The sequence below is a fragment of the Aminobacterium thunnarium genome (assembly GCF_055390565.1).
Genome location: NZ_AP042412.1, coordinates 900,555 through 925,042 on the forward strand (window position 1 = coordinate 900,555; position 24,488 = coordinate 925,042).

Consider the following 24,488-nt stretch of genomic DNA (forward strand, 5'->3'; position numbering starts at 1 on the left):
AAATAAAAATCTCTCTCCCGAAAAGCTTATTCCTTTACGGTTCTTATTTTTTATTTTGAATTAAATTTGGACAAAGCGGTAACCAATCTCGAGTTTGCAGTAAGCCGACATCCATATAAAGAGCAAGCATCGATTGATCAGGATATCCAGATATTTCCGGACTCTGTGGTAAGACTAGCGATAATTGAAGAAAATCGTTTTGAGGTTCAAAACTTTGTGCAAGTTCCAAAGAAGGCGCTACTATTCCACCTGTCAAGCTAGCGGCGCGCTCCATCCATAAAGTTGCATTTTTATCGGAGATAAAGAAAGAAAGAGTAACGCCATTATGTATGCAGAAAGATGTAAGTGTTAAAGCATCCTCTTTAGAGAGAGTAAAAGCATTCGATACTACAATATGTCGAAGGAAAGGTTTTTTATCATTCCAGATTAAATTCAATTTTTGATCGAGGTCTTGCTCCAAGGGAGCTTCAATCATTGCTATATTGTCATATTCTACAGGAAGTGGATATGAGACTACCGGTTTTAATGTCTGCTCATTCCAAATAGCAGAAGCGACAAATACATTGTTTTTTACATAACTGGTAAAGGGCGTCAAGAATGTTCCCTGTAGGGTTAACACGGTAGAGTCATCGCTTTGAAGGACATCAGGGTGCGAAACAGAGAAAAAGCCAGAAGCAGCAGAAACAAGAGGCACCGGATATGTTTCCCAATATGAATAACCGGCAACGTCAAGTATACCAATTTTATCTCTCATTCTGAATAAGGTCCATGCTCCAGGGAAAATTCCACATTCTGTTGCTTGGGAAAGGTCGAGACGATTAAAATCAATAATGTTATTGGATAATTGACCTTCATCAGATATGACAAACAGACTTCCATCAATGCCCCACTGAATATCTCGAGGCTGGCGTGATGAAAAGCAGGTATTTTCACCTGTTTCAGTATTATATATGATAATGCGCTCATTATTTCTATCTGCTATAGCTAAGAATTGTCCATAAACGTCAATGGCAACAGGCTCAAAAAGGCCCTCTAAAGAAGGTTGCCACGTCTTTCTTATTTTAAAGTCAGGATAGCTTAAAAAGATAATTTGACGGTTACTTGCATCTGTAATTGCAATTTCCCTTTCAGAAATCCAAGTAGCATCAGATATCATATGTGACAATTGATAAACTTTGTTAACTTTTATTTCATTATTGTTGCGTGTAATTTGATCAATTTCCCCCTTACGACTAAAAACTAAAAAAGAGTCAGGGGTAGCAAATAACGATGTAACGGGTTCATCCAAAGATACAGATTCTTTTGTCCCATTAGATACGTTTACTATTGATAGAGTGTTACCTATTTGATCAGTCAATAGGATAGTGTTGTTAAAAGATATTGTTTTTCCAAGACCTTTTATATTTAAAATCTCAAAGACAGGAAGATTGAAAGACTCTTTTATATTTTGAGAAGTAATAATCCACTGATTTTCTTCATGTTTCCCATTTAGGTACGTTTCGAGGTATTTTGTTTCATTCGTAATGTCTTCAACAAGCCGATGTGCAACTTGATCTTGAGGTCTTACTTCAAGATAGTAACGAAAAGAGCGTTTTGCTTCTTCGAGAAGACCCATTCGCTGAAGATTTAATCCCTTAAGGAAATAGTAATCAACCATATATGTGTTTAAATTTAAGGCTTTATCAAGGGCGATACATGACTTCCAATAGTCTGAATGCACATAGGATAGATATGCATCAAAAAAATATTTTTCCGCTTCCTGGCGTTTAGCCGTGGTAAGTGCAGAAGCTGGTAAAGATAAAAAAAAGAACGATGCAAAAAAGAGAAAAAAAAGTGTAAGATATTTTGATAGTTTGTTCATTACTCTACTTCACCCCCACGAAAGAATAGAAACCTAACATTATCGCACCTGCAAGCAGAAAACCCAAGAGCATGCGGAGATAGAAGATCCATAGTTTGCCGCCAGGAAGTTCCCCTCTTCCTATTTTGACAACGAGCCTAGCGACAAGGAGAGCCCCAATAAACATTCCAAGAGCCATAAGTGCATTTATATTTTCAGTCGGCATTAGAATCCCTCTTTAATAAAAATATTGAATAAAGATATTTTATCAAAAACAAGTAAAGTGTAACTCATATGAAACCACAAAATCGCCAATAAAATATATTGTGATAATTTTAACTATAAAATAAAAATGATAAAAATAGAAAAAAGAAAAGGCCGAAGGAAAAACCTTCGGCCCGAGGATATTTTTACTAGCCACGTATAGTCAATTCTTCTTGTTCCGTACTTTGATGAATTTGTTTGAGAACGGAGACAGCTACTTCTAAAGCTCTTTTACCGTCCATTATTCCTACCAGAGGCTGTTTCCCTTCTCTTACGCAGGTTACAAAATGTTGAAGTTCTAATTTAAGAGGCTCACTCTTAGGAAATACAGGATGCTCTATTACTTCTACGAGGTTACCGTTTTCATGTCGCACGCATCTGTTAATTGATACATCTTGAGTTTCATAGTTAATCGTTAAATATCGCTCCGGTTCCATGATTTCAAGCTGTCTAAGACGGCGTTCTGAAACTCGACTTACTAAGATATGTGCCATTGCTCCATTAGTAAAAGAAATTTGAGCTGAGGCTATATCTTCATGGTTCGTACGAATACAACGTCCTGTTGCTGAAATATTGGCAATTTCAGAATGAACCATAGACAAAATAATATCAATATCGTGAATCATTAGATCAAGTACAACGCCTACATCACTAATTCGCGAAGAAAAGGGACCTAAACGACGCGATTGGAGAAAAAGAGGTTCATGGACAATTTTAGATGTATATTGAACGGCGCTGTTAAATCTTTCTATGTGTCCAACCTGAAGAACTAAATCTCTTTTTGCTGCGACATTAAGAAGGTCTTCAGCTTCACTGACAGTAGTAGTAACTGGTTTTTCAATAAGAACATGAATACCATTTTCTAACGCTTTTTTCGCTATTTCATAATGAAGACATGTGGGTACCACTACACTTATAGCGTCTGGTCGTGCTTTTTCGATAAATTCGTCGAAATCTGAATAATATGGAACACCAAGGTTATCTCCTATAGCAACAGCTCGGGCTTCATTCTCATCAACAACTCCCACCAGTTGTGTGCCGAGAAGCTCGGTATATACTCTAGCATGGTGTTGCCCCAGATGCCCCACACCTATTACGCCTACACGTTGTAGGTCCATTTTGGGATCACTCCTCGCAACTTTTTCAGTGTTACTCTATAAGCCTTCTTTTATATTGTCACATGAAGAATGGTGAAAATGGCATGAACATTCTTTTTCTGACAACGATGCCAAGAGAAACATTCGCTCGCGCTTATCATTTTTTCGATAAGAATAACAATATTTACTGTCTCTATATGAACAGAAAGGTATCATTGTTATATTTGCTTCCAAGAGCTTCTTTTCTCTTAGCTGAGTTTCTATGGCTCCAGGCAGATCAAAATATACACGCTCATCTACCTTTTGCCAATGGTTAGATGAAATTTCTCTCTGACCTAAAGTCGTCCAATCATCATTTTGACTACGATAATAAAATTCTTTACTTATTCCAGGTCCTATCCATGCATAAACACGTTTCAAGTCAAGATCCATCTTTTGAGCTACGTAGTCTAGTCCGTTTCCTGCGATGTTTTGAACGGTTCCCTTATACCCTGAATGAAGAAGTAACACCCACGGACGAGGAAGCGGCGATGCAAGTATGACAGGTACACAATCTGCAAAACGAAGGCTTCCTTCGTAACAGGAATTTGTTAAAAACAGGCCATCGGCCGCAGGTCTATTGGGAATGCAAAAAGAGTCTTCCTCTGTGAGGATATTGATTCCGTGTACTTGTTGGGGAGCTATAAATTTTTTATCGCTATTTTCTTTTAAAAGGGAATAAACAGCTTCTCGAGAAAGCGCAGGATCTCCCATTGCTTTAGTTATGCCATTTCCCCTCATAAAAAGACGCGCAGAGAAAAATACGTTTTCTTTCGGGCATAGATATTCAAGGATATAATGTCCTTCTTTTTCTTGTAGAATAAATCCTTTAGAGCTCATTGCAAAAAGTAGCTTCCTGAAGAATAAAAGACTTTATATATCCGATAAGGTAAAGGCTGCCGCAACAAACGACGATGGAGCTATCTTGACAAGCATTATAAATGGCTTCACGTGGATCTGAAATACCTTTAGGTGTGGAAGCCCAAGTATACTGCAATGCCTCTTTTCTTAAGAATTCTGCTTTAGCGGAACGTTCCATCTCTGGGACTTCAGTGCAGAAAAGATGAGGTTTGAGTCCACTTAATTTTTTTAAAGCGATATCATGTTCCTTGTCTTTCATAGAGGCATATACTATAGCAAGTTTTTCTTTGTCATTATTTATGCCAAGTGTCTTTAAACTTTCTACGAGTTTTGTGATTCCGTCATCATTGTGTGCTCCATCAAGTATGATTGGCGGCGTATGTTTTATAAGTTCCATTCTTCCAGGCCAACAAGTTTTAGCCAATCCCCTTCGTATGGATTGTTCCGTTATCTTATCCATCTTGTTTCTCAATATGTCCATAGATGCAAGCGCTACTGCACTATTGGCTATTTGATGAGTCCCAATTAATGGAGTATGAATGTCTGCGTAAACGTTTCCGTTGTTATGTGTCAACGTAAACGTTGCTCCTTGAAGCGATACATTTTTTGTTGAGACTGTATATGTTTCAGGAACAATTACTCCTTGAGTTTCTTTTTTTAGGCATTCAGTTTTGAAAAGACTACAGAGAGTGTGTGATCCTCCTGCAAAAAGAGCTGGAACGCCTTTACGGATAACAGCAAATTTTTCCATAGCTATAGCTTCAAGAGTATCTCCTAAATATTCCATATGATCTTTTGAGATAGGGGTTATTATTGTCAGAAGGACGTTGCCAAGGGTATTGGTTGCATCGAGTCTTCCCCCCATTCCAGCTTCTATAACGGCTATATCAACATCAAAAGATGCGATTAAAAGAAAAGCTGTTGCAGTGAAAATTTCAAAATATGTAGGAGGATCTAAAGCTAATTGGGCATTTTCTTTAACAGTGCTTATTACTTTTTGGGCAGCTTCTTCCCATTTTTCACATGAAAGTGCATGACCGTTTATAAGGAGCCGCTCCCCCATATGAACAAGATGCGGACTGGTATACATCGCTGTTCGCATACCGGATTCCCGCAAAATAGATTCTATGTATGCTGAAGTGGATCCTTTCCCATTTGTTCCTACTATATGTATAGCAGGAAAACTTTTTTCTGGGTGCCCCAAGCATTCAAACAATCTCAAAATACGCTCCAAGCCCGGGTGAATACCCGGGCTTGAAATTTGTTCCAGTTGATTTTCTATTTCAATGTAACGTGATCGTTCGTTCATTATTATGACCTTTTTAAACTCGCTATATTATCTAAAATTCTCTGATAGTGATTTTTGTTTTCTTCTAAACGAGTTCTTTCTTTTTCTACTACTTCTTCGGGAGCCTTAGATGTGAAGTTTTTATTAGCTAACTTTTTCTCCATCTTCTGCATGTCTTTTTCCAGATTTTTAAGTTCTTGCTCCAGACGTAAAATTTCAGCATCTATGTCAAGAAGGCTTCCCACTTCTAAACTAACTTCTCCAGAGCTCATAACAGATGCAAGACATCCGTGTGGTTTCTCTTCATTATCTGAAATAATGTCGACTCGTTCAACTTTGGCCAAGAGAGAGATCATATCCATATTATCTTTAACGAGAACCGTTAACGGTTCATTATTTGTTTGAAGGATAACGCGCTCTACTCTCTGCTGGGGAGCAACATGAGCTTCTGCCCTCAAGTTTCTGATAATGCGTATAACCTCTTGAAGAGTCGCCATTTCTACCAGGGAGTTATCAAATTTCATATCATCCGAAGCTTTAGGCCAATCAGAACGTTCTATAGATTCGTCGCTGAAACCAAAGGTATGCCATAGCTCTTCAGTGGCGAAGGGAATGAAGGGGTGGATGAGCTTTAATACTGTTTGGAATACATATTCAACAATGGCTTGAGTATCCCTTACTCTCGATTCTCCTTCGTCTCCCCTAAGAGCAGGTTTAGACATTTCAAGATACCAGTCACAAAGGTCTCCCCAAATGAAATCGTACATCATTCTCGCTGCTTCTCCGACGAAATACCCGTCAAGAAGCTTACTGATTTCTTCGATGACGTTTTGTGTCCGTGTTAGAATCCACTGATCATGAAGTCTCATGTTTTCTTTCTTTGGAAGCGGCTTAACTACACAATCATCTTCGAGATTCATGAGAGCAAAGCGGCTCGCATTCCAAAGTTTATTCATGAAGAGACGATATGTTTCGATTTTGTTTGTGCTTAATAGTATATCGCGTCCCTGTACAGTCAGTGCTGCGAGGGTGAGACGGAGGGCATCTGCTCCATATTTGTCGATCATGGTAAGAGGATCAATAACATTGCCCTTAGATTTGCTCATTTTATGACCGTCTTCATCTCTTATAAGAGCATGAATATATACTTCCTTGAAAGGCTCCTTTTCTTGGAATTCAAGGCCCATCATAATCATTCTTGCAACCCAGAAGAAAATAATATCGAATGCAGTTACGAGCAGAGATGTAGGATAGAAATATTTAAGTTCTTCAGTGTTGTCAGGCCATCCTAGTGTTGAGAAAGGCCATAAAGCACTACTGAACCAAGTATCAAGAACATCCTCATCCTGATGGATATGAGAACTTCCACATTTTTCGCAAACTGAAGGATCTTCCTCAGCCACTGTAATATGTCCGCAATCATCGCAAGTCCATGCGGGAATACGATGTCCCCACCACAACTGCCTTGAAATACACCAATCACGGATATTTTCCATCCACTGGTAATAAATCTTTTGCCATTGCTCGGGAATCCATTTTATGTCTCCATTTTCTACAGCTTTTATTCCTGCATCGGCTAAAGGTTTTGCTTTAACGAACCATTGCTCTGAAAGGTATGGTTCTACCACTGTATGGCAGCGATAGCAGTGACCTACAGAATGATCCATTTCCTCAATTTTCTCTATAAATCCTTGCGATTTAAGGTCTTCTACAACACGTTCTCTAGCTTCCAGTACTGAAAGCCCCTTATAGGAAGGTGCATTTTCATTCATAAAACCATCAGCATCGATTACCTGAATCTGCTCAAGATTATGGCGTTGTCCAACAAGGAAGTCGTTAGGATCGTGGGCAGGAGTAATCTTTACGCATCCTGTTCCAAATTCTGGATCAACCATAATATCTTCAATAATAGGTATTTCTCGATCTGTAAGAGGAACACGGACTTTTTTGCCAATAAGATGACTATATTTTTCTGCTCTTGGATGGACAGCTATTGCTACATCTCCCAGTATGGTTTCTGGGCGTGTTGTAGCTACAATAAGAGCGCCTTCTCCCTCAACAAAGGGATATTTTACATAGTAAAAATGTCCTTTAACATCTTCGTGTTCCACTTCGATATCAGAAAGAGCGGTGTGACAGCGAGGGCACCAGTTAATAATATAACGACCCTTATATATAAGACCTTTTTTGTAAAGACGAACGAAAACAGTGCGAACAGCACGAGAGAGACCTTCATCAAGGGTAAATCTTTCTCTGTCCCAATCGCAAGAGTTCCCAAGCTTTTTCATTTGTTCAAGGATCCTATTGCCGTACTCCTCTTTCCATTCCCAAACTTTATTTACAAATTCTTCACGGCCGAGATCGTGTCTTGATATGCCATCTTTGGCAAGATTTCGTTCTACCACATTCTGAGTGGCGATTCCAGCATGGTCTGTTCCAGGCAGCCATAAAACGTTATAACCATTCATTCTTTTATATCGACAAACAATGTCTTGGAATGTGTTGTTGAAAGCATGTCCCATGTGAAGAGAGCCAGTAACATTAGGAGGAGGTATAACAATTGAAAAAGCCTCTTTAGATGGATCTACTTCAGCATGAAAAAGTCCCGTTTTTAGCCACCATGAATACCATTTATCCTCAATGGGCGTTGGATCGTAATTTTTTGCAATTTCTTTTGTACGAGTTGCCATTGAAAGTCCCCCTCCGTTAGATCTTTTACGTACTCGGAATTTAAAGTATTTACTCTCTATTGAGATAATTTGTCAAGAACTGTCGCAATTCTATTATTCCTGACTTAGATTGAGCTGAAACAATAAAAGGAACTTCAATAGATTTAAGCCCCTGCCTAATATAAGTATGCAACAGGCCTGTATGACGCCCCTTCGATATTTTATCTGCTTTCGTGAAAACAACGAGCACTGGGACTTCTGTTTGAGAAACCCAATCTTGCAGTTCTCTGTCTTTTTTTAGCAAACCGTGGCGAAAATCTACAAGATGAACAAGTAAACGTAGACTAGCTCTTTGCGTTATATATTGTCCAATAAGCGCTGCCCATTGTTCCTTTTCTTTATAACCCCTAGCAGCATAACCATAACCAGGTAAATCTACAAGAAAAAATTCTTTATCAGCCTTGATTTTATAAAAATTAACACTTCGAGTTTTTCCTGGAGTCCCTCCGACATGTGCGAGTTTACGCTCCATAAGGACATTAAGCAACATCGATTTCCCTACATTAGATCGTCCCGCAAAAGCTATTTCGGGGAGGCTTTCTGGCGGAAATTGTTTTTGATTAAAGGCTGTAGTTGACAACTCTGCTTTCCATCTTATGTTCATTCTTATCTCCGTTCTAAAGCAATGTCAAACACATCAGAAGCACAGTCAGCAAAATGGAATGTCAGATCTTGAGTTACCCACTGCTCCATTTCTTCTATATCGATTTTATTTGCACTTGGCAGTATGATCTGAAAAACTTTTTGTCGTTTTGCCGCCAGTATCTTTTCTCGTATTCCTCCAACTGGAAGAACCTTCCCTTGTAGGGATATTTCACCTGTCATAGCAACACCTGGAAGAATCTTTCTTCCACTTAAAACAGAAAGCATGGCTACAGCCATTGTGACTCCAGCTGATGGGCCATCTTTTGGAATCGCTCCTTCTGGAACATGAATGTGGATATCGATATTTTTCCAGTTGATGTGATCTATTCCCAAAGAAGTACTATGCGCCCTTAAAAAACCTAAAGCGGTTTGAGCGGATTCCTGCATAATGTTCCCTAAATTGCCAGTAAGGATGATGTCTCCCTTTCCTCTCATGCTTACCGTTTCGATTACTAGAACATCACCACCACTTTCAGTCCAGGCGAGTCCAACAACTGTACCTATCTGTTTTTCCTTTGGAACATGCACGTCATAAAGCCGCGGTGCTCCCAAATAGTCTTTTAGATCGTTAACGCCAATTTTTATCTTTTCTTGGAAATTATCTTTTCCCTCTTCAATAATATGGAGGGTTGTTTTTCTGCACAATGTTGCCAAATTTCTTTGCAGGCCCCTAACCCCAGCTTCCCGAGTATAGTCTCGAACTGTTTTCTCGATAGCTTTAGGTGTTATTTGAATCATATCTTCTGTTAAGCCATGCTCAGAGAATAAACGAGGCAATAAATGTTTTTTTGCTATATGTACTTTTTCTTCTGCAACATATCCAGGAAGTCTAATAACTTCCATTCTATCTAACAACGGGGCAGGGATAGTATGGATAACGTTAGCAGTTGTAATAAAGATGACATTACTCAAATCAAAAGCTGCCTCTAAATAGTGGTCTGTAAATTCACTATTTTGTGCAGGGTCTAGCACCTCTAACAATGCTGATGCCGGGTCGCCTCGAAAATCCTGACCGAGTTTATCAATTTCATCCATGAGCATAACAGGATTTTTCGTGCCTGCCTGTTTTATCTTTTGGATAATTCTTCCCGGCCTGGCTCCAACATAAGTTCTTCTGTGTCCACGAATTTCAGCTTCGTCTCGCATTCCACCAAGAGAGAAGTTGACAAAACGGCGGCCAAGAGCTCGTGCTATTGATTTTGCCAAAGAAGTTTTACCCACTCCAGGGGGGCCAACAAAACAAAGAACCTGTCCTTTTGCATCTTTTCCTGCCATTTGACGGACAGCTAGAAATTCAAGTATACGTTCTTTAACTTTAACAAGACCATAGTGATCTTCGTCAAGTATCTTCTTTGCTTTGGATATATCCAGGTTCTCTTCTGTTACTGTATTCCATGGCAAAGCAAGAAGCCAGTCAATGTATGTTCTTGAAACACTGGCTTCCGATGAAATTGGCGGCATCTTAGAAAGTCTGTCGACCTCTCGCTTTGCTTTTTCCCGAACTTCTTTAGGCATATCTGAAGCGTCTATTTTTTTTAGTAAGTTTTCAGTTTCAGAAGAGAAGTCTTCTTCACCAAGTTCTGTTTGGATAATCTTTAATTGCTCTCGAAGATAATATTCGCGATGCCCCTTCTCCATTTTTTGGCGAACTTGTTCCTGTATCGATTGCTCTAGCTGAAGAAGCTCAATCTCTTCCATTAAGGTCTTTATAAGTACCTTCATATATTTTTCAGGATTGGTAATGCCAAGCAAATCCTGCTTTTTCTCGGTTTGAATTCGAAGGTGCGATGCTACTATATCTGCTACTTCACAAGGGTGTTCTATATTTGAAATAGAAACAATTATTTCCTTAGGGATCTTCGTATGAAGAGAAACATATTTTTCAAAAAGTTCAAGAACACTTCTCTTCAGGGCTTCCATATTTTCTGGAAGAGCTGAATCCCATGATAGTGTCGAAACGAGTCCTTCGAAAGTTTCTTTTTCTTCTAAACTCTCGTTGAAAAAACCACGTTGCTTTCCCTCTACAAGAATCTTCACAGTTCCATCAGGTATGCGTATCATCTGAAGGATATGACAAATTGTTCCCACTGAGTAAAGATCCTCAAATTTGGGGTTTTCTGTCAAATGATCTTTTTGAGTAACAACGAATATAGGTTTTTCTTCAAGACTTGCCTTTTCAACAGTTTTCAAAGATCGTGGCCTTCCAATATAGAGGGGAACAATCACCCCAGGAAAGAGGACCAGATCTCGAACAGGAAGTATATAGCTATGTTCTGCGTTCGTTGGTTCCTTCGTCGTCACTTAGGCGACCTCCTCTTGCCCTTTTATTTTGATAATGGGAGAGGCTCCCTTCTCTACTACGTCTTTAGTTATAATAATTTTCTCAACTTCTTCCGATCGAGAGGGAATTTCATACATCAGATCAAGCATAAGGTATTCCATTATGGAACGTAAACCTCGTGCTCCAGTGTTCTTCTTACGAGCTTGACCTGCTATGGCACGAATGGCGTCTTGTTCAAAAAGAAGCTTAACGCCTTCTATCTCGAACGTTTTTTGATATTGCCGAATGAGAGCATTTTTAGGTTCAACAAGGATACGAGCCAATGCGTCTTCATCAAGTTCCTCTAAAGGAACAACAATAGGAAGACGGCCAATAAGTTCTGGGATAAAGCCAAAAGACATAAGATCTTCGGGCTGTACTTGGCGCATGAGTTCGTATTTGCGTCGATCTTTGACGCTTAGGACTTCTCCACCAAAACCTATCTTCTTTTTATTGACGCGCTGTCCTATAATTTCTTCTATGCCATCAAATGCTCCGCCACAAATAAAGAGAATATTTGTCGTGTCGATTTGTATAAAGTCCTGATAGGGATGTTTACGCCCGCCCTTAGGTGGAACGTTTGAAAGAGTTCCTTCAAGAATTTTTAAAAGAGCCTGCTGAACACCTTCACCAGAGACGTCGCGTGTTATCGATGCAGATTCAGACTTGCGCGTTATCTTATCAAGCTCGTCTATATAGATAATGCCTCGTTCAGCAGCCTGAACGTCATAATCCGCAGCTTGAAGTAACCGCACAAGAATATTTTCGACGTCCTCTCCAACATAGCCTGCTTCGGTCAATGTTGTTGCATCAGCCATGGCAAAAGGCACATTAAGCTTTCTGGCAAGACTTTGCGCTAAAAGTGTTTTGCCCGAGCCTGTAGGTCCGATGAGCAAAACATTACTTTTTTGCAGCTCTATGTCGCTATCCTCTTCTTGACGTGCACTGATACGTTTGTAGTGATTGTATACGGCTACAGAGAGCGTTTTCTTGGCATCATCTTGTCCGATAACATATTGATCAAGAAATGTTTTAACTTCAGCCGGTTTAGGTGTATCTTTTAATGAAAGAGTAAAAGACTTATTCTCTTTAACGAGTTCATCACTGACTTCTTCGTTAAGAATAAGATTGCATAAATGTACGCATTCGTCACATATATAGACACCTGGGCCAGCTATAAGTTTTCGAACTTCATCTTGCCCTTTGCCACAAAAGGAACAACGTAAATTCCCTTTGTTTTCTCCTTTTTCTTTGTCGTCGTATGTAAACATACACAGACCTCCTTATAACTGGGGGTATGAAACAGAAAGAAGGGAGCACCAACGCAAGGGCTCCCTTAGCAAAATTTTTAGGCCAACAGTTCTGGGAAATTCTAGGCTCTAGATTGAATAACCTTGTCAATTACATTATAAGCAAGAGCTTCTTCCGCTGACATAAAAAAGTCTCTGTCTGTATCAGCCTTTATTTTTTTCCGTGTCTGCCCCGTGTGCTTGACAAGTATATCATTGATTTTTTCACGTATCTTTAGAATTTCTTTTGTGTGAATTTCAATGTCTGTAGCTTGCCCTTGCGTCCCACCAAGAGGTTGATGAAGCATGACTCTTGCGTTGGGTAATGCTATACGTTTTCCTGCATTTCCTCCCGCAAGAAGCACGGCAGCCATACTAGCGGCTTGTCCTATACATATGGTGGAAACAGGGCACTTTATGTATTGCATCGTATCATATATAGCGAGACCGCTAGAGACGACTCCCCCCGGGCTGTTTATATAAAGATGTATATCTTTGTCAGGATCTTCACTTTCAAGAAAAAGTAACTGTGCGACCACAGTATTAGCTACTGTATCGTCAATTTCTGTTCCTAGAAAGACAATTCTATCTTTGAGAAGACGACTATAAATGTCATATGCTCGTTCTCCTCTGCCAGTTTGTTCTATAACCATTGGCACTAACATAATTCTTCACCACCTGTCTTCGCTAATGCCTTAAGAAAGAATAATGTGTTTACTCTGCTTTTTCTTCTTCAGCTTTAGCCGGTGTTAATTTATCTACTTCATTAATTTTTATTTTTTCGAGCAAGGCCTTTGTTGTCTTTTTGTAGCGGATTCTATTGCCCATCTCCATAACTCTATTCTGATCTTTAAAGATAGCCTTTAAAATATTATCAGAGCTTACGTTGTATGCTGTTGCAAGAGGTGCTACTTCAGACTCGAAGTCGGCTTTTTCAATAGAAACTTCGAAGTCTTCTGATAACGCATCAAGCACAAGATACTGTCGAACTGTTTTTTCAGCTTGTTCTTTTACTCTATTATCATACTCTTCCTGAGTCATTCCTGATTCAGCTAAAACATCATCCATGTTTTTCTGGAATCTTTTTTGAGCATTTTCTGCGTCTTCTTTCTGTATGTGCTCAATTTGCCGTTTGACCAATGTTTCAGGGAGTTCTACTGTGGCAAGCTCAGCTACTTTAACAACAGCGGCACTCTCTGCCATAGAGTCGCTTTCTTGTGTCATACGATCAATTAAACGGTTCTTAACTTCTTCACGGAAGTCTGCCTCGTTATCAACGGCTTTCCCGAGCATCTTCTCAAAGAAAGCAGCATCAAGTTCAGGATACTTCTTGACTTTGACCTGTTTGACAGTCATATCATACCGAACCTGTTTCCCTGCAACTTCGGGATCAGAATAATCTTTCTCAACATTAACAGTAGCAGAGACGCTGTCACCACTTACATGACCTTTCAATGCTTCTTTTACCTCTGCTCTTAATTCCTGGAGACCAAGGTCTACGTCTGCAGTGGCAGGGTCGTGAGATTTAAGGACAGAGCCATCTTCGTCAAGAACACTTGTTACATATTCGACTTCGACAACATCCTCATCCTCAGAGGCTCTATCAACATTTTCTAGCTCAGCATTCTGTTTTTGCATATTTTTAATGGCTTCATCAACCATTTCGTCTGTAACATTAACTTTCAATTTTTCTATCTCTATTGTTTCTAAATCAGGCAATTCTACTTCAGGTGTAACCTCAAATATCAAAGTGACTAAAACGTCGCTTCCTTCTTCCATTTTGTCAACTTTTAACTCTGGCTGGTCAATAAGATCTAATTCGTAATCTTGTACAATTTGATCTATTGCTGCAGGCATATATGATTCAAGAGCTTCAAAAAGAAGTCCCTCTTTACCAAGTCTCATCTCCAAGATTTTGCGAGGAACTCTCCCTTTTCTGAAGCCGGGAATATTTGCTTTTTGTGATAAATTCCTTACAGCCTTATTAACTTCCTTTTGAAACTCATCGGCTTCTATTTCTACCTTTATAGTTACAAAATTCTTTTCTTGAGATACAAGCTCGGATCTCATACTTAGCAACCCCTTTCAACTGGCGGACAACATTCCGTAGTATAACATATCAATATATGCAAATACATAAGGGCAGACCTCTCTTTATTTTTAGGTCTGCCTTCTTAAACCGCTAAGCATTGTACATGCTTTTTTTATAAATTGTAAAGGTAGAAGAAAAATATAATTTATAAATAAAATAAAAAGGCAGCACATTTTGTGCTGCCTTTATTCGCTTCAGAATTGTGAAGACAAAAACTAAAGCTTTACAACGTTAGCGGCCTGTTCCCCTTTAGGTCCTTCTACAATATCAAAAGAAACTTTCTGGCCTTCGTCGAGGGTTTTAAAACCATCGCTCTGAATAGCGCTGAAATGAACAAAAATGTCTTTGCCTTCGTCAGTTGTGATGAAGCCATAACCTTTTGACGCATTAAACCATTTGACTGTTCCCTGAGTTGTCAAAATACTGCCTCCTAGAATCTTTTGCATGTATTACTGATGGCGCCTATCAGCAAAACAACAATAAAGTATTTACAAATTGCTGTCAAGTAGCGATCGATACAGTTTTCACGTGACATTAACATTTTTTAAAAAACGTTCTATAAGGCGACGTGTAACCTCTTTTCTGAATGCAGGGGATTTCCTCGGATGTAGATTCTTTACCGCTTCATCTGCTGCTTTTTTTATGTATTCTTCAGAAAGGGGGTATCCTAACAGGGACTTTTCTACGTTATACAATCGTTCTGGGAACGCAGACATACTTCCAGCAGCAAATCTGATTTTCGTAATTTTGTGATTTTCATATGATAGATAACAACCTAAAGATATTCGGGAAAGAGTAAGCATAGCTCTTGAACCTCTTTTATAAAATTTCTGTATGGCATGTGGATCTGGAAGAGGCACTTTTATTGTTGTAAGAAGTTCATTACTTTGGCGAAGGGTTTTTCTATAACCGGTAAAAAACTTTTCGAGAGAAATAACTCTACTTCCCTTATGACTTCTTAATACAAGCTCTGCTCCTAATGCCAGTAGAATAACAGGCAAATCTGCTGCTCCCGAAGCTGTAATAATATTTCCCCCTATTGTGGCTCTGTTTTGAATAGCTACTGCTCCACATTGAGAAGCAGCATAACTAAGGGATGGTAAGTATCTTAAGATTAAGGGATGATACATAAGTTGTGTGTTCGTACACGTAGCACCTATGGATAAGCTCTTTTCGTCCTCGCTAAGGAGGATAGAACGTAGCTCTTGAATTGAATTGATATCTAAGATCTTTCGAGGGTGCGTTTTTTTATTTTTCATATCAGGGGCAATATCTGTCATTCCTGCCAATATTGTTATATCTTCATGCTGTGTAAGAAAATGAAGTGCGTCTTCAATATGTTGAGGAATAAAAACCCACTCTTTTTCCCTCTCCGATAAAGATGGTGAGAGAAAGTTATCATAGGTGATCTCTTCCTTTATAGATTCGCCGTAGTATTGTGCGGAGGCTCTCTCCACTGCTCTGAAGATAGCTTCATATCCAGTGCAACGACATAAGTTGCCTGCGAGTGCTTCTTTTATTTTCTCCCTATTGGGATGGTGATTTTTTATAAGCAAAGCTCGAGCAGCTAAGATCATACCAGGTGTGCAAAATCCACATTGAACTCCATTTTTGTCAATAAAAGCTTGTTGAAGAATATCCGGTTCACCATGTTGATCATCTAATCCTTCTATTGTCGTGAAGTGGTGCCCATGGGCTTGTATCGCCGGCAGCATGCATGAGTTTATGAGTTCTCCATCCATGAGCACTGCACAAGCCCCACACTCGCCTTCTCCACATCCTTCTTTTGTCCCAGTGAGTTTTAAATCCTCTCGTATAATATCGAGTAGCCTTTTTAAAGGGTGGACATTTAATATATACTTTTTATGATTAACGATAATATCAATAATCATTCTTCTCCACGCCTTTCTGAATAAGGTTGTTCTCAAGTTCAAAAAGCATTTCACCGGTTATTGGTATTTGTGAGGTAAAAAGAGAAGTTGCATTCCATACTGCAGAAGCAAGTGCAGGAGCACCTCCATCCATAGGCAATTCTCCAAGGCCTTTAGCTCCATAGGGCCCCGTAGGACTCTCAACTTCAGCAATGTGTGTATTAAATGCAGGTGTATCCATAGAAGTAGGGATAAGATACGCGTTAAGATGTCCTGAAACATATCGGCCATCTTCAATTTGTAAATTTTCGAGGTAACTATAACCGAGAGCTTGCAGCGCTCCTCCCTCTATTTGTCCGCGAGCTAAGACAGGATGAATAGCTTTACCAACTTCTGCTACTACTGTGCAGAGTGTCGGCTGTATTTCGTATGTGTCCATATTAACGTTAGTTTCTACTACATAAGCGATCCACGAATAATCTTTATACGCGGCTCCTCTATATGTTTCTTCATCCCATAAGAGATTAGGTGGAGGTGTATATTCTCCTTGGATTTCTAACTTCCCATGTTCTTGAACGTATCGATGTGCTATTTCGTCAAAATAAAATTTATGATTATCAGGAAGAGAAAAAACTCCATTGTTGTAATGAATTGAAGAGGTGGAAGTGTTGTGCCACAGAGCAAGATATTCTTCCAGCTTCCTGAGTAGCATTTGGCATGTTTTTTTTACTACACTCCCTACAAACATGGTTGTACGAGAAGCAACAGTTGGTCCGCTATCAGGGGTGTATGCCGTATTCGGTTGGTGATGAATTACCTTTTCGAAAGGTAATTCCAACGTTTCTGCAGCAATCATGGGCAAAACCGTTGCTGCTCCTTGCCCCATCTCTACGCTACTGACGTATATTCCAATTTTTTCATTTGGTTCATAAGAAATTTTGACTTTTCCCGCAATTTTTTCTTCTCCAGATCCAGTAAAACCTCCGCCATGAAATGCAAGAGCTACGCCAATACCCTTTTTAATACCGTTATCATTTATTTTATTGTAATAGGCGTATTCTTTTTCTTTCTTGAAGAAATGAGATTGTTTTAGCGCCTCTTCTAAAACGAGGGATGCATGAATAGAGTCCACTTTTTGGCCGAAAGGGAAAGTATCTCCATCTTTCATGATATTTTTTCTCCGAATTTCTACGGGAGATAATTGAAGTGTCTTTGCTATACGATCCATGTGACGCTCAATGGCAAAAGCACTTTGAGGAACGCCAAATCCTCTAAATGCTCCGTTAGGAGGAGTATTTGTTGCAACTACTTGACCCTCCAATGCAAAATTATCCATTCTGTATGGCCCCATAGCATGCAGTATAGAACGTTGCAAAACAACGATGCTCAGAGTGGTAAAAGCTCCTCCATCAAGCGAGAGATCTACTTCGGAAGCTACTATGGTTCCGTCTTTTTTGACCCCTGTCCTATGATAGATCAATGACGGATGACGTTTTGTTGTTCCTAAAATATCTTCCTCTCTATCGTAGATTATCTTGATTGGTCGTTGAGCTTTTAATGCAAGAAGAGAGGCGTGAAGAGCAAGCACTGAAGGGTAGTCCTCTTTTCCTCCAAAAGCGCCTCCTGTAACAGCTTGTTTTACAATGACTTTTTCATGAGGAAGATTTAGTCCCTTGCATAAAGCATTATGAACATAATAAGGGCATTGAAGAGAACCAATGACTTCCACACAGTTTTCACCACATGGGCGTGCGATCATTCCCTGAGGTTCTAGATAGACGTGTTCCTGGTATCCAGTTCTGTAACAGCCTTCCACTATAAAATCAGCCTCTTCAAATCCTTTTTTCGTATCGCCTGTTTGAATGCGATATTTTTCAATTATGTTTGTGTCACCATGGATGATCGTGTCTTTTTGTAGAGCTTCTTCAATTGTAAGGACCGGATGAAGAGGCGTAATATCTACGACTACTGAGGTAAGCGCTTGTTGTAGAATGTTATTATCTGGAGCGGCAATGAGAAGTATAGGTTGCTTCCAGTAAGAAATTTCTTTTTCCGCAAGAATAGGAAAATCATTTCTAACCATAGCAACAAAATTAGGCCCTGGAAGGTCTGTTGCTTGAACAACAACTACTTGTGACCAATCAAAAGAAGAACTGAATGTTATCTTATTAATGACTCCTCGAACTTCTGAAGAGCGGAGGGTTCCCCCAACCCACATTCCAGGGATAGATATGTCATTGACATAAAGAGCTTTCCCAGTAACTTTATCGACTCCATCTTTTCTGGAGAATGTTTTCCCAACGATGGTCATTAATTAAGGCACCTCCTTAATGGCGAAGGTGTTTTACTGCGTCGATATATTTATTTTGTACATCATCTATAGATGAATAGCCATGTTTCTCAAGCCACTCTTCAATTTCTTGAGAGACTGTTCCATATATTGCTGAACCTTTTTTGAGAGCACCACTACAAATTTGCACAAGAGAGGCTCCTGCCATGAAAAACTTAATGGCATCTTCGCCCTTTTCTATTCCGCCGACGCCTATAACAGGTTTGGGTTGACTTATTGATGTTTCATAGACAATACGTAGAGCTATTGGAAGAATTGGAGGGCCTGACATCCATCCTTGTCCAAAAGTTGAACCTAATAAAGGTGACGGTTTTTCAACATCAAAATCTAAAACAGGCCCCAGAGAGTTAATAGCTACGAAGCCATCAACAAATGGAGATGCGGCTTTTGCAAGATTTTGAACGTCAAGGATGTTTGGGGAAATTTTCATCCAGATGGGAACAGATACAACATCTCTCAAACTTTTTGCTACATCTATAAGTGGGCTGATTTCATGTCCCACATAATGCGTTGAGAATTCAATAATGTCAGGATGTACATCACGTTCTAAAAGTTTTCCGAGAAACGTCACTTCTTGAGGTTTGTAACCTATTGAAACAATAAGGGGTAACCCTTTTTCTTTTATAGCATTAAAAATCGGCAACGAATCTTCAACGGGTTTTTCAGACCATGTTTCGCAGTTAATTAAACTTCCAAGAGGTCCCTTTCGTATTGTTGGCCTGGGGTCTTGAGCTGGAGAGACAGAAATGGTTTTGGTAACAATGCCTCCTGCTCCTCCTGAAATAGCTGCTAGTACATGATCTTTTGTGGCTACGTTAGGTCCGGCAGCAGTAAGAACTGGGCTTTTAAAGGTTACACCGCATATTGTTCTTGCTAATCCGACCATGGAAATCCCTCCTTTTTTCCCGAGGAAAAACGTTTGTGTAGCTTACCTGCAACTCTTCGTATATCGTGAAAGACTGCTTCTTCATGCAGGGAAACAAATGAGCCATTTTGCCATATAATTTTCCCATTGCACATTGTAAGAAAAGCATTGCCTTGCCGTGCCCCAAAAATCAAATGTCCCATAATATTTGATTCATGAATTGGGGTGACTGGTTTATAGTCTAGAACTGTAATATCAGCAGGTTCACCAAATGCGAATATTCCCTGAAACCCCCACGTATTTCTTCTTATGAGTCGGGGCCATCCCCAAAATGTTCGTTCAAGACGTTCAAATGGTTCAGGAAACTCTTTTGAAGTAATGGCATAATTTCTTAGAGAGGCAATAATGTCGGAAGACATGCCATCAGTTCCTATGACGAATTTAGTAATTTTTTGACGATCCATTTGCCCAACCCTGTTATTAGCGTTTGATTCGGGATTTGTTACAACCCATGGAGATTTATTTGAAAGAATCTTGTAGTCTTTTTCAGATAAATGAATACAGTGAATAAGAAAGGAGTCTTTATTTAATAGGCCAAAGGAATCAAGACGATGAACGGGTCCCTTATATCCTAATTTCTGGCAATAGATAAGATCATCTTCTCCTTCTCCACAATGAATATGTATGGGAAGATTTTTAGGTTTTAGCTCTCGTATTTTATAAAGTGTCTTTTCTGAAAGTGTAAAATTAGCATGGAGGCCTAGCATTCCGTGAATGAAGGCATCTCGTTGGTGTTCTTGCCAGAACCTGATATTTTCTTCAATTTGCTCATTGACCTTTTCTTCTCCTGCTCGATCAGAAACTTCAAAACATAGAACGCCGCGAATTCCAACTTCTTTGAATGCATGAGCTATAAGTTCAAGGCTTCCTTTATCAGAACCCAGTGAGGCATGGTGATCAAATATAGATGTAACGCCACATTGTACGGAACGTATAATGCCATATAGGGCTGAAAAATATATTGATTCCTCGTCGAGCAGAAAGTCAAGAGGCCACCATAAATTTTTTAAAATATCAGAGAACGATATTGTTTCTCCACGAGGTGTAAGCCCTGTTGCTAATGATGAATAAAGATGATGATGAAAGTTTGTCAGTCCAGGTATTATTAAGCGCCCTTCCACATCAACCACAGGAGTATCAGGCCACTTGCGACGCAAGGTCTCGCAGGAGCCTACTTCCATAATTTTCCTGTCTTCTATAAGAATTGCACCACACGGATAAAAAATATCGCCATCGGTTAAAGGGCCGTTCGCTATAATTTGTTTTGTCACGATATCACCCTCTTCCTGTGGCTTTGAGGGCATTCATAATTTTAGGGGGGGTAAAGGGGAGGTCGAAAAGTCGAATGTTTACCGCATCATAAATAGCATTGGCAATAGCTGGAGCAGGACCATTGATTCCAATTTCCGCTACTGACTTGGCTCCGTAAGGGCCATCTTCATCTGAGGAATTTACAATAATAGTTTGCATTTCAGGAATATCTGCAGCAGTGAAAATTTTGTAATCCCAGAAGGTGGAATTTAGAGCTCTTCCGCTTTTATCAAAACGAAGTTCCTCTGTAAGTGCAAAACTTATGCCGTTCACAACAGCACCTTCAATTTGTCCTTCCACTAATTTGGGATTTAGCGGCTGTCCACAATCGATAGCTGAAACAAATTTAACAACATGAACTTTGCCAGTTTTTTTATCTACTTCTACTTCCGCAAATTGAGCAATAAATGGAGGCGGCGATTGAGGGGAAACATGAGATGCGCCTGATTGAATCTGTATTTGTTTACTAGTATAAAAAGAATGTTGGCCAATTTGTTCGAAAGAAATGCTCTTTCCTGTCTTTTCATTGATAACGCAAGCTTCGTGAAGAGAGAGTTCTTCTTTGGGACAATCTAGCATTAGTGCTCCGTGTTCAATAATCTGTTTGACAATGTCTTGTGCGCAACGAAGCACAGCTCCACCAGAAATATATGTAGTTGAAGATGCATAAGCTCCTACATCGAAAGGTGTCATATCAGTGTCTGACGAAAGAATATGAATATAGTCGAGAGGAACTTGAAGTGTTTCTGCTGCTATTTGAGATAATACTGTATCAGAGCCAGTGCCAATATCGGTAGCTCCCACAAAGAGGAAGAAGGATCCGTCATCATTCATTTTCATATATGCGCTTCCCATATCTATGAGAGGGATGCCGGAACCTTGCATTGCGACAGCAACTCCTACTCCTCTAACAACATCTTTTTGAGTCTCTATTTTTTTATCCCGTTTCTGATACCAACCTATGGCTTTAGCTCCCTTATCGATACACTCAGAGAGTTTGCAACTTTTTACTACTTGTGCAACTCCTTCTTTTCCTTCACCAAGTGTTTCGAAGACAGCAGATGTTTCTTGTTCTTTAATATGCCATTTTTTTATATACTCAAGAATATCTTGATTAGTTTCTCTACAAATTATGTCTAGATGTTGATTGAGAGCAAAATAGCCCTGAGTAGCTCCATATCCTCTATATGCACCTGCGATGGGGAGGTTTGTGTAAACAGATTTGCCCGAAAATTTCATGTTCGGTATTTTGTTCAGAAGAGGAAGCACCTTTGACCCTGCATTTGATAGAACAGTGAGTGCGTGGGGGCCATACGCTCCCGCATTCATTAGGGCATCCATTTCTAATGCCATAATTTGCCCATCTTCTTTAAATCCAGTACGTAGTTTCAGTCTAAAGGGATGTCGCGTTCGGGAAGAAACAAAAACTTCTTTACGGCTCAAAATCAGTTTTGAAGATCTCTTGGTTCGCAAAGTTACCAAAGCGATAAGTGGTTCGAGAAAAACTTCCTGTTTTGTGCCAAATCCCCCTCCAATTCGGGGCTTTATTACTCGGATTCGGCGTATGGGTAGGCCAGTTACGTGACTGACTATACGGCGTGCATGGAAAGGAACCTGGGTAGACGAAACGATGATAAGACGCCCTTTTTCATCGAATGAGGTTTGTGCCGAATGGGGTTCCATGGCGCAATGACTCACATATTGGGTTGTATATGTATGCTCTATGACATGGGCAGATTCTGCGTATCCTTTTTCAATATCCCCATAGGAAAAGTCAGATTGTCCAGCCAGATTTTTTTCTGGGTTATAAGGAGCCGATATAGGAGAAAACGCTTCTTTCCCGTGAATATGAGGCATATTTTCATCCATGGCTTTTTCTGCATCAAAATTTGTTTGGAGACTACGATACGTTACTCTTATTTTTTTTAAAGCATCTTCGGCTTGCTTTTCTGATTCTGCAACAACTGCTGCTACTCTATCTCCAACATATCTTACTGTTTTATCGAAAATGCGACAATCATAAGGGGAAGGTTCTGGAAATCCTTGCCCTGCCGTTGTAAATAAAGTGTCTGGTGTGTTCATAAATGAAAGAATATCTACAATACCTGGCATCTTAGAAGCTTCTTCAATATCAATGTCGATTATTTCAGCAAAAGCTTCAGTAGAATAAAGTAACCGAATGAAGAGGGGGTTGTTGACTTTCCAATCATCCGTGTAAAGGGCTGAGCCAGTTGCCAAAGATATTCCATCAACTTTATCAAAAGATTTCCCGATGACATTATATTCAGACATTATTTTTCACCTTCTTTGCAGCTAGATGTACTGCTTTCAAAATCTTTACATACCCCGTACATCTACAGTAATTACCGTCAAGGGCGTGTATAATTTCTTCGTCTGAGGGAGAAGGATTTTTTTCCAAAAGGGCATATGTTGCTAAAACCATGCCAGGTGTGCAGAAACCGCATTGAACAGCGCCTGCTTCAACAAAAGCTTCCTGTATGGGATGAGGCGAATGGATAGTTCCTAGCCCAGAAACCGTAGTTATTTTTTTATTGTTAACTGTCGCTGCCAATATCTGACATGAGTTTACCGGAACTTCGTCAAGAAGAATTGTGCAACATCCACAACTCCCCTCTTTGCAGCCACAGTGTACTTCCGTATAACCAGAAGACCGTAAAAGGTCTAAAAGAAGAGCGTCTTCTTCAAATTCAAGTTCTCTTTCTTTGCCGTTGATAACGAAAAATTTTTTCATTGGCTCTCCTCCTCCTTTAAAGAACGGAGACCTCTCTCTAGCCAGACCTTTGATATTTCATTGAGGTAGTGAGCCGAGCCTGACTGTTTATCGATAAAGTCTATTTCTGGTAATTCTTGAGCGTAGTCTTCAGGCGTTATTGTATTGATATGGAGCCCCAGAAGTTTTTCTTCTATCTCTTTTGCTTCATAGAAACGAGTTTTGTTTCCAGTAAAGATGATGCGAGCTTTTTCTATAGAGCCTTCAGAAATTTTGAGGATGATTGTTAATGTGAACGAAGGATAGTCAAAGGAAACACGCGTTTCCCTATAATAGAAATTCAGAGTTTTTATCGCAGGTACAATAATATGTGTAATAAGGCATTTATTTTGTTGTGAAAAGGTAGATATAAATTCAGATAAGGAAAAAGTCCGTTTTTGTGGCCATGCTACAGCTATTCTGGCATCAAGAGCTACGAGTGGGCCAAGTAAATCTGACCACGGTGGTAAAAAAGCAAGACTTCCTCCTATTGTTATTCTATTTCTGAGAGGCGTGGATGCAGCAAGAGCAAGTGCTTTTCCCAATACATTTTCAGGATCAATTTGAAGCAAAGCATCGCTTGCTTGAGCATATGTACATTGTGAACCAATAATAACTGTGCTATCCTCTCTTTTAATAGTATTAAATGGGAGAGAAGACATATCGATCAAACCGTTGATTCCTTGTAAGCCACGTCGAAGAAGTCCCGTTCCTCCTCCATGAAGAAAAACTTCTTCTTGAGATAGCAGTTGCATAGCTTCTTCAATAGAAGTTGGATAAAACCATTTCATGGCTGC

The 24,488-nt window shown here is 39.6% G+C and carries 19 protein-coding genes; all 19 read right to left on the reverse strand.

Features of this window, described 5'->3' with window-relative positions:
• Positions 1-43: 43 nt before the first annotated feature.
• Positions 44-1,861, reverse strand: coding sequence for a hypothetical protein (locus ACZ5GY_RS04440; protein ID WP_213690894.1), 1,818 nt, complete (start codon positions 1,859-1,861; stop codon positions 44-46).
• Between the two features lie 4 nt (positions 1,862-1,865).
• Positions 1,866-2,066: a flagellar biosynthesis protein FliR gene (locus tag ACZ5GY_RS04445; protein ID WP_213690895.1), complete on the reverse strand. Its 201-nt coding sequence runs from the start codon at positions 2,064-2,066 to the stop codon at positions 1,866-1,868.
• Between the two features lie 187 nt (positions 2,067-2,253).
• Entirely contained in the window at positions 2,254-3,222 is a 969-nt protein-coding gene (locus tag ACZ5GY_RS04450; protein WP_213696140.1) for a Gfo/Idh/MocA family protein, read from the reverse strand.
• A 36-nt stretch (positions 3,223-3,258) separates the two neighbouring features.
• Positions 3,259-4,080 carry a purine nucleoside phosphorylase YfiH/LACC1 family protein gene (locus ACZ5GY_RS04455; RefSeq protein ID WP_323401758.1) on the reverse strand — a complete coding sequence of 274 codons (822 nt, stop codon included), beginning with the start codon at positions 4,078-4,080 and terminating at the stop codon, positions 3,259-3,261.
• Positions 4,070-5,410 (reverse strand): bifunctional folylpolyglutamate synthase/dihydrofolate synthase, encoded by a 1,341-nt coding sequence (locus tag ACZ5GY_RS04460; RefSeq protein WP_464112040.1) that lies wholly within the window; start codon positions 5,408-5,410, stop codon positions 4,070-4,072. Before ACZ5GY_RS04460 ends, ACZ5GY_RS04455 begins: the two co-directional genes overlap by 11 nt.
• 2 nt (positions 5,411-5,412) lie before the next feature.
• Positions 5,413-8,079, reverse strand: coding sequence for a valine--tRNA ligase (locus tag ACZ5GY_RS04465; RefSeq protein ID WP_464112041.1), 2,667 nt, complete (start codon positions 8,077-8,079; stop codon positions 5,413-5,415).
• Between the two features lie 49 nt (positions 8,080-8,128).
• Positions 8,129-8,722: a ribosome biogenesis GTP-binding protein YihA/YsxC gene (yihA, locus tag ACZ5GY_RS04470; RefSeq protein ID WP_213691834.1), complete on the reverse strand. Its 594-nt coding sequence runs from the start codon at positions 8,720-8,722 to the stop codon at positions 8,129-8,131.
• A 2-nt stretch (positions 8,723-8,724) separates the two neighbouring features.
• The gene (lon, locus tag ACZ5GY_RS04475; protein ID WP_213691833.1) at positions 8,725-11,064 is read right to left on the reverse strand and encodes an endopeptidase La; all 2,340 of its coding nucleotides are present in this window, start codon (positions 11,062-11,064) and stop codon (positions 8,725-8,727) included.
• A complete protein-coding gene (clpX, locus tag ACZ5GY_RS04480; RefSeq protein WP_213691832.1) occupies positions 11,065-12,354 on the reverse strand; it encodes an ATP-dependent Clp protease ATP-binding subunit ClpX in 1,290 nt (429 codons plus the stop codon). It abuts the gene before it with no gap.
• A 101-nt stretch (positions 12,355-12,455) separates the two neighbouring features.
• Positions 12,456-13,037: an ATP-dependent Clp endopeptidase proteolytic subunit ClpP gene (gene clpP, locus ACZ5GY_RS04485; protein WP_213691831.1), complete on the reverse strand. Its 582-nt coding sequence runs from the start codon at positions 13,035-13,037 to the stop codon at positions 12,456-12,458.
• 49 nt (positions 13,038-13,086) lie between these two features.
• Positions 13,087-14,442, reverse strand: a complete 1,356-nt coding sequence (gene tig / locus ACZ5GY_RS04490) for a trigger factor (RefSeq protein WP_213691830.1) — start codon at positions 14,440-14,442, stop codon at positions 13,087-13,089.
• A gap of 237 nt (positions 14,443-14,679) precedes the next feature.
• Positions 14,680-14,883 (reverse strand): cold-shock protein, encoded by a 204-nt coding sequence (locus ACZ5GY_RS04495; RefSeq protein ID WP_323401757.1) that lies wholly within the window; start codon positions 14,881-14,883, stop codon positions 14,680-14,682.
• Positions 14,884-14,988: 105 nt separating this feature from the next.
• Complete coding sequence (locus tag ACZ5GY_RS04500; protein ID WP_213691377.1) at positions 14,989-16,356, reverse strand: FAD binding domain-containing protein; 1,368 nt, start codon at positions 16,354-16,356, stop codon at positions 14,989-14,991.
• Positions 16,346-18,646, reverse strand: a complete 2,301-nt coding sequence (locus ACZ5GY_RS04505; protein WP_213691378.1) for a xanthine dehydrogenase family protein molybdopterin-binding subunit — start codon at positions 18,644-18,646, stop codon at positions 16,346-16,348. The genes ACZ5GY_RS04500 and ACZ5GY_RS04505 overlap by 11 nt, the downstream gene beginning before the upstream one ends.
• 16 nt (positions 18,647-18,662) lie before the next feature.
• Positions 18,663-19,571, reverse strand: coding sequence for a dihydroorotate dehydrogenase (locus tag ACZ5GY_RS04510; RefSeq protein WP_213690705.1), 909 nt, complete (start codon positions 19,569-19,571; stop codon positions 18,663-18,665).
• Positions 19,559-20,881 carry an amidohydrolase family protein gene (locus tag ACZ5GY_RS04515; RefSeq protein WP_213690706.1) on the reverse strand — a complete coding sequence of 441 codons (1,323 nt, stop codon included), beginning with the start codon at positions 20,879-20,881 and terminating at the stop codon, positions 19,559-19,561. The genes ACZ5GY_RS04510 and ACZ5GY_RS04515 overlap by 13 nt, the downstream gene beginning before the upstream one ends.
• A gap of 4 nt (positions 20,882-20,885) precedes the next feature.
• Positions 20,886-23,213 (reverse strand): xanthine dehydrogenase family protein molybdopterin-binding subunit, encoded by a 2,328-nt coding sequence (locus tag ACZ5GY_RS04520; protein WP_464112042.1) that lies wholly within the window; start codon positions 23,211-23,213, stop codon positions 20,886-20,888.
• On the reverse strand, positions 23,206-23,673 hold the full coding sequence (locus ACZ5GY_RS04525) for a (2Fe-2S)-binding protein (RefSeq protein ID WP_213690708.1): 468 nt from the start codon (positions 23,671-23,673) through the stop codon (positions 23,206-23,208). Before ACZ5GY_RS04525 ends, ACZ5GY_RS04520 begins: the two co-directional genes overlap by 8 nt.
• Complete coding sequence (locus tag ACZ5GY_RS04530) at positions 23,670-24,482, reverse strand: FAD binding domain-containing protein (protein WP_213690709.1); 813 nt, start codon at positions 24,480-24,482, stop codon at positions 23,670-23,672. Before ACZ5GY_RS04530 ends, ACZ5GY_RS04525 begins: the two co-directional genes overlap by 4 nt.
• Positions 24,483-24,488 lie beyond the last annotated feature (6 nt).

Bases quoted from the DNA above. Each gene is read 5' to 3' on its own strand.
- clpP (WP_213691831.1), bottom strand. From the start codon at position 13,037: ATGTTAGTGCCAATGGTTATAGAACAAACTGGCAGAGGAGAACGAGCA.
- ACZ5GY_RS04440 (WP_213690894.1), bottom strand. From the start codon at position 1,861: ATGAACAAACTATCAAAATATCTTACACTTTTTTTTCTCTTTTTTGCA.
- ACZ5GY_RS04460 (WP_464112040.1), bottom strand. From the start codon at position 5,410: ATGAACGAACGATCACGTTACATTGAAATAGAAAATCAACTGGAACAA.
- ACZ5GY_RS04465 (WP_464112041.1), bottom strand. From the start codon at position 8,079: ATGGCAACTCGTACAAAAGAAATTGCAAAAAATTACGATCCAACGCCC.
- ACZ5GY_RS04445 (WP_213690895.1), bottom strand. From the start codon at position 2,066: ATGCCGACTGAAAATATAAATGCACTTATGGCTCTTGGAATGTTTATT.
- ACZ5GY_RS04510 (WP_213690705.1), bottom strand. From the start codon at position 19,571: ATGGTCGGATTAGCAAGAACAATATGCGGTGTAACCTTTAAAAGCCCA.
- ACZ5GY_RS04520 (WP_464112042.1), bottom strand. From the start codon at position 23,213: ATGTCTGAATATAATGTCATCGGGAAATCTTTTGATAAAGTTGATGGA.
- ACZ5GY_RS04505 (WP_213691378.1), bottom strand. From the start codon at position 18,646: ATGACCATCGTTGGGAAAACATTCTCCAGAAAAGATGGAGTCGATAAA.
- ACZ5GY_RS04530 (WP_213690709.1), bottom strand. From the start codon at position 24,482: ATGAAATGGTTTTATCCAACTTCTATTGAAGAAGCTATGCAACTGCTA.
- clpX (WP_213691832.1), bottom strand. From the start codon at position 12,354: ATGTTTACATACGACGACAAAGAAAAAGGAGAAAACAAAGGGAATTTA.
- tig (WP_213691830.1), bottom strand. From the start codon at position 14,442: ATGAGATCCGAGCTTGTATCTCAAGAAAAGAATTTTGTAACTATAAAG.
- ACZ5GY_RS04455 (WP_323401758.1), bottom strand. From the start codon at position 4,080: ATGAGCTCTAAAGGATTTATTCTACAAGAAAAAGAAGGACATTATATC.
- ACZ5GY_RS04525 (WP_213690708.1), bottom strand. From the start codon at position 23,673: ATGAAAAAATTTTTCGTTATCAACGGCAAAGAAAGAGAACTTGAATTT.
- yihA (WP_213691834.1), bottom strand. From the start codon at position 8,722: ATGAACATAAGATGGAAAGCAGAGTTGTCAACTACAGCCTTTAATCAA.
- ACZ5GY_RS04500 (WP_213691377.1), bottom strand. From the start codon at position 16,356: ATGATTATTGATATTATCGTTAATCATAAAAAGTATATATTAAATGTC.
- ACZ5GY_RS04450 (WP_213696140.1), bottom strand. From the start codon at position 3,222: ATGGACCTACAACGTGTAGGCGTAATAGGTGTGGGGCATCTGGGGCAA.